The sequence below is a fragment of the Terriglobales bacterium genome (genome assembly GCA_035567895.1).
Taxonomy (GTDB): Bacteria; Acidobacteriota; Terriglobia; order Terriglobales; family Acidobacteriaceae; genus Gp1-AA112.
On the sequence record DATMPC010000057.1, the window covers coordinates 1 to 5,146 of the forward strand.

Annotated in this window: 5 protein-coding genes; all 5 read right to left on the reverse strand. The window is 54.4% G+C overall.

The window, feature by feature from the left end; genetic code table 11:
• Positions 1–2,176, reverse strand: a 2,176-nt coding sequence (locus tag VNX88_10970; protein HWY69182.1) for an FdhF/YdeP family oxidoreductase, incomplete at its 3' end; no start/stop codon positions are given.
• 50 nt (positions 2,177–2,226) lie between these two features.
• Entirely contained in the window at positions 2,227–2,730 is a 504-nt protein-coding gene (locus tag VNX88_10975) for a zinc-binding dehydrogenase (protein HWY69183.1), read from the reverse strand.
• A gap of 13 nt (positions 2,731–2,743) precedes the next feature.
• On the reverse strand, positions 2,744–3,334 hold the full coding sequence (locus VNX88_10980; GenBank protein HWY69184.1) for an alcohol dehydrogenase catalytic domain-containing protein: 591 nt from the start codon (positions 3,332–3,334) through the stop codon (positions 2,744–2,746).
• A 548-nt stretch (positions 3,335–3,882) separates the two neighbouring features.
• Positions 3,883–4,458, reverse strand: a complete 576-nt coding sequence (locus VNX88_10985) for a PPC domain-containing DNA-binding protein (GenBank protein HWY69185.1) — start codon at positions 4,456–4,458, stop codon at positions 3,883–3,885.
• Positions 4,459–4,682: 224 nt separating this feature from the next.
• On the reverse strand, positions 4,683–5,146 hold a 464-nt coding region (locus VNX88_10990), incomplete at its 5' end, for a TolC family protein (protein ID HWY69186.1).

The following is a 5,146-nucleotide window of genomic DNA, read 5'->3' on the forward strand; positions in this document are numbered from 1 at the left end:
AGCGGTCGTTGAGTCCATAGATCGTGGAATTGAACTGATCGTGGCTGCGAATCGTTGTTAAAAGAAATTCGTCATGCTTCAGGTCATGCTTTGGGATCGGGCAAACGCTTAGCTTCGCCTTGCCGGAGCTCGTTTTGAAGATGCGGTGCTTCGCTGCATTCGGCAGATAGAAGAATTGTTCCTTAGCAAGTCGTGCATTGAAGTTCTCGAATCCCGGAATCACCTTGGAAATCGCATCACGGATCAAGTTGTAGTCCGCCGCAAAGCCCAGCCAATTTGTGGTCGTTCGAGACCCCAAAGTAGCATGCGCCAGATTCGCAACGATCGCTACATCGCTCATCAGTTCGGGTGAAGCGGGCCGAAAGAAGCCTTCGGACGGATTGATAATACCCATGGAATCCTCGATCGTCAGGAACTGCTTGCCGGTCTTTTGTATGTCTTCCTCCGTCCGCCCCAGGCAAGGCAGGATCAGTGCTCTCTCCCCTGTAATCAGATGAGAGCGATTTAGTTTGGTGGAAACGTGAACGGTAAGCTTGCAGCGCTGCATAGCGTGAGCGCTGTAGACCGTGTCAGGCGTGTTCGAAATAAAATTTCCGCTGATCGCAAAAAAGACCTTGACGTCTCCGTCGAACATCGCGTGCAACGTCTCGACGGTGTCGTACCCTGACTTTCGGGGCGGTTCAAAGTTGAACTCTTTCCCTAGGACATCCAAAAATGCTTTTGGCGGCCGCTCCCACACACCCATTGTACGGTCACCCTGGACATTTGAGTGTCCACGTACACACACAGTGCCTGCCCCCGCGCGTCCTATGTGACCGCCAACGAGCAGAAGATTCACGATCATCGAAACATTGTCGACGCCGTTGCGTTGCTGCGTAACGCCCAGGCACCACGCGATTATGGTCTTCTTTGAGGCCGCGTACATATCGGCGGCCACATGCAGCTGATTTCGACTCAGCCCGCTATTTTCCTCAATCTCTTCCCAGCTTGTGGTTTCTACATCGGCCAGGAGTGCTTCGAAGCCTTCGGTGAACGTTTGAATAAAATCACGGTCAATTTGCGAGACGTGTCCCGCACGCTCGCGCTCGAACAGATCCTTTAGAATGCCTTTGATTGTCGCTACATCTCCATTGACGCGCACGGGGAGATACAGATCGGCAAGGGCGTGGCCATTCCCAAGCAGTGCAAAGGGCAGTTCAAAAGGATTCGAATAATCCTGGGGGTTTGGATTCGTTACCCTCATCAGGCTTACTTCAGGTAAGGGGTTGACCGCGATGATCTTTGCCCCGCGGTCCTTGGCCTTCTGAAGCGATGTTAACATTCGCGGGTGGTTTGTCCCAGGATTGTTTCCAAAGATGAAGATGAGCTCGGTGCTCTCCATATCTTCCAGCGTGGCTGTGCCCTTGCCAACGCCGAGCGTCTCAACCATCGCAACTCCCGACGACTCGTGGCACATGTTCGAGCAATCCGGCAGATTGTTGGTTCCGAACTGCCGCGCGAATAATTGCAGAAGAAAGGCAGGCTCATTGGTCGTCTTGCCAGAGGTGTAGAAGCTGGCTTGGTTGGGCGAATCCAGGCCGTTCAGCTCTTGAGCGATCATCGCAAACGCGTCTGACCATGTGATCGGCTGATAGTGCGTTGCGTTCGCGTGCCGTACCATTGGCGAAGTCAGACGCCCCTGCTGATTCAGCCAGTAATCGGATTTTGCGGCCAGATCTGCTATGGAATACTGCGCAAAGAAGTCCGCCTCGACGCGCTTCTTTGTTGACTCATCGGAGACCGCCTTGGCGCCGTTCTCGCAAAACTCAAAAATCTTCCGTTTCTTGTCAGGACTTGGCCATGCGCAGCTCTGGCAGTCGAACCCAGTTACTTGGTTGATTTTCAAAAAAGCTTCGGTCGATCGAACTGGTCCCATTTCGCCAATTCCGTAGAGCATGGTATTCCAGATGGCAGGAATGCCGGCAGCCTCCTCCGAGGCACGTCCAATCCTGAGCTTGCCCAAATCCGTTGGGTTTTGCGCTTGCTGGGAAGTCGAGTCGTTCGGATTGAGTTCCACGACAGGATCTGCGCCTGTGCTGGTCCGAGTCTTCGTGCGCAGCTCTTGCTTGGCGCGATAGTGCCCATCTCGGCATTGCTCGTCCCCTTGGATTACGTCTGAACTGTGTGACGTTTTCATACACTCCTCCCCTTCCACCTGCGATCGTTGGATTGGATCGCGACTGCCGTCTAGCCGAACGGTGTCACGTCACTTGAATCGCCTAGCCTACCGCCGGGCGAGGCCTTTCTCAATTCGAACTCTTGCACGGCCGATATATGACTCCCTTCAGTAACTCTTGGTATGTTCGGAATTTCCTTTCTGTTCATGCCCCAATCGAAACTGAGCACCTGCTTCGCTTTCGCCTGTCCGACAGCCACCCGGTTGTATACGTCCACACCTTTTGCAAATGGAACAATTTCAATCGGTGGCGGCCTTAAGACTCCCGTTTCAAAACCCGGGCAGAGCTCGTTCTCGATTTCCACTACCTGTTGCGAAGTCAAGCCGTAACTGTCTACCCCGAGCAGCCGGGAGAAATTATGATAGAAGTCGATGAGGTTGAAAGCGACGCGCGGGCCTCCCTTGCTTGAGATTGCCACTCGTCGCCCCCCAACTCTGAGGGATCGCAACGCTGGCTCGAACATTGGGCCACCCACGTTGTCGAAGACAGCATCGACTCCTCTTCCCGCCGTCATTTCCAGGACCCTCTCACGAGGATCTTCGGTCTTGGTATTGACGACAGACTCCGTACCCGGAATCGGATCGGATGTAGTATCTGCGCCAATAACGCGCCCGCTTGCAGTTTGCGATCTGTGTGGCTGCTTGCCCCACCGCACCCGCGGCGCCGACGATGAGAATGCTCTCGTCAGGTTGAATTTGAGCTGCATTCACAACAGATGCCCAAGCCGTAACGAACGGAACTCCGATCGCCGCAGCCTGCGCCATACTCAACGACTTCGGTTTTAGCGACACCGTCCCTACAGGGACAACGACGTATTCCGCGTGAGATCCATCGCGCGCGGTACCGAGATTCGGGGAGCTGCCCCAGACTTCTTCGCCTTCGTGCTGCTTCCCCGTTACAACAACGCCGGCAAAATCCCGGCCTGGGATTTGCGGCAAAGTCGTGTTCTTGAAGCGTCCCGAGACGTTCGCGACGTCGCTGGGGTTGATCGCCGCAGCAATCACGTGAACGATTGCTTCCCCGTCGCCCGGCTCTGGAATCGTGACCTCTGCGATTCGCAGTAAGGACGGCGGTCCAAACTCAGCAAAACGCAATGCTTTCATTACGCTAGTACTCATGGCTCTCCAATCCGCGGCATCAACGATTGACTACGCCTAGAAGGGATCTGGATTCTCCAGTTAACCGCACGTCGGCATTCAAAGTGGCGTCGTGGGTCCACTGATTCGGGCCGGGACGGTTCGAGCCTCCCTTGGTGGCGATGACGAGGCCCGCCGGGCATGGAAACAGCGCCTCGGGGATTCGATTTTTGTAGCCTGCGAATTTCACGCTGCGGAGGCGCCAGTCAATACCATCTCCAAGATATTCACCTCGAACGGCTCCTGCACTAGTCCCCCCACAGTTTGCTCCAAGTGCTTAAAGTGAGGACTTGCTGCGTGCTGATCAAGAGCAGTTTGACTCTCCCATATTTCACAAAAATAAAAGCGCCCCTCCGAATCTGACTCGTAGAGTTGATACAATTTGCATCCCGATTCGGCGCGGGTGGGAGCTAACATGCCCCACAGGAGCTCCCTGAGTTGGCTTTCGCTTCCTCTGCGTGCCACGGATCTTGCAATTACGCTTACTTCACTCATGGTTACCTTCCTCCATTCAGACTTGTTTTGCGACGCTACTTCATAGCTGGATCAATCAACGTCAGATCCGTTGCTGGATCAAACCTCTTTTGCATCGTTACTGGGTCCTCAGTAACCATTACTTCTAGCGTCGGCGCCACGTAAGCCTCGAGAACATGTCCGCCTTGCGTTCTTCCATCCGGACTCCCCACCACCATGTGGGTATGAACTACGGGCTTTCCTTGATAGAGCGCGATATCGCCGCTCATCCCAATTACTTCGTGCTGACCGTGGATGGGAATCTTCTTGTACATTTTGCGTTGAGGGTCGAACCATCCCAGCGTTGCTCCATTCAGCGCTCCGATAGCGGTGAAATGTGCACTCGTGACGCGATACTTCTCAGCGAACTCCAACAGTCCGGAAAAAGCTTCATCTCCCTGGTAGAAGATGACCGCATATTGTTTCGTCGGTTCACCAGGGTTTAACAGTTGAACCTCCATCTTGGGCGCGTTGCCCCTCGGACCAGCTTCAGACGGGGAGACGTAGTCATCTCCCTTCTCCCGCGAATACGCCGCTAAGCCGGCGATCCCAATGAATATCAAAACGCAACCCACTAGTTTTATTTTCGTCATAGTTTTGCCCTCTTAAGGTTCTGAATTTTTATAATTCACCTTTCTCGCTCAAGCTCGCTGCCCGCTTGGTTAAAATCCCGACTTGCAGACAACTCAGACGCGTATGTTCGGTGGAATCATTTGGCGTTCCGGATGGTGCCGCTTGCCGGACCACGACGTGATTTTGGTGGTCGCGGACTTCTTGCCAAAGGAACGCGCCCACCAATCAAGCGCAGGGTGAAAAATCACTTTGAGCTCGTCGTGAGTTTGCCGCAGCATTCAGGGCGCTTCGGCAACTCGGAGCTATTCCAGCCACCACCGAGCGCTTGAACCAACGTCACCGCGTCTACCATGCGGCGGCCGAGAATGCTCACCGCGGTGACTTCATCGGAGAGAGCCGCACTTTGAGCGGTTGTGACTTCCAGGTAGCTCGTGACGCCACCTACGTAACGTGTGTTGGCAAGTTCCAGGTACTTCCGCGCTGCAGTGACTGCTTGTTCCTGAACTTGAGCTTCGTTCTCCAGGATGCGCAACGCGGCGACGTTATCTTCGACTTGTTGAAAACCGCTCAGGACTGTTTCACGATAGTTGGCGACTGTTTGATCGTAGGCTGCTATAGCTTGATCCAAGTTGGCCCGACGGCGGCCGCCATCAAAAATGGGCGCTATTGCGGAACCTCCTGCCGCCCAAAAGATGCTCGGGCCGGAGA

What these genes read in the sequence shown, in the direction of transcription:
- VNX88_10975 (HWY69183.1), bottom strand. Translation starts at nt 2,730, where the DNA reads ATGACGGCGGGAAGAGGAGTCGATGCTGTCTTCGACAACGTGGGTGGC.
- VNX88_10985 (HWY69185.1), bottom strand. Translation starts at nt 4,458, where the DNA reads ATGACGAAAATAAAACTAGTGGGTTGCGTTTTGATATTCATTGGGATC.
- VNX88_10980 (HWY69184.1), bottom strand. Translation starts at nt 3,334, where the DNA reads ATGAGTACTAGCGTAATGAAAGCATTGCGTTTTGCTGAGTTTGGACCG.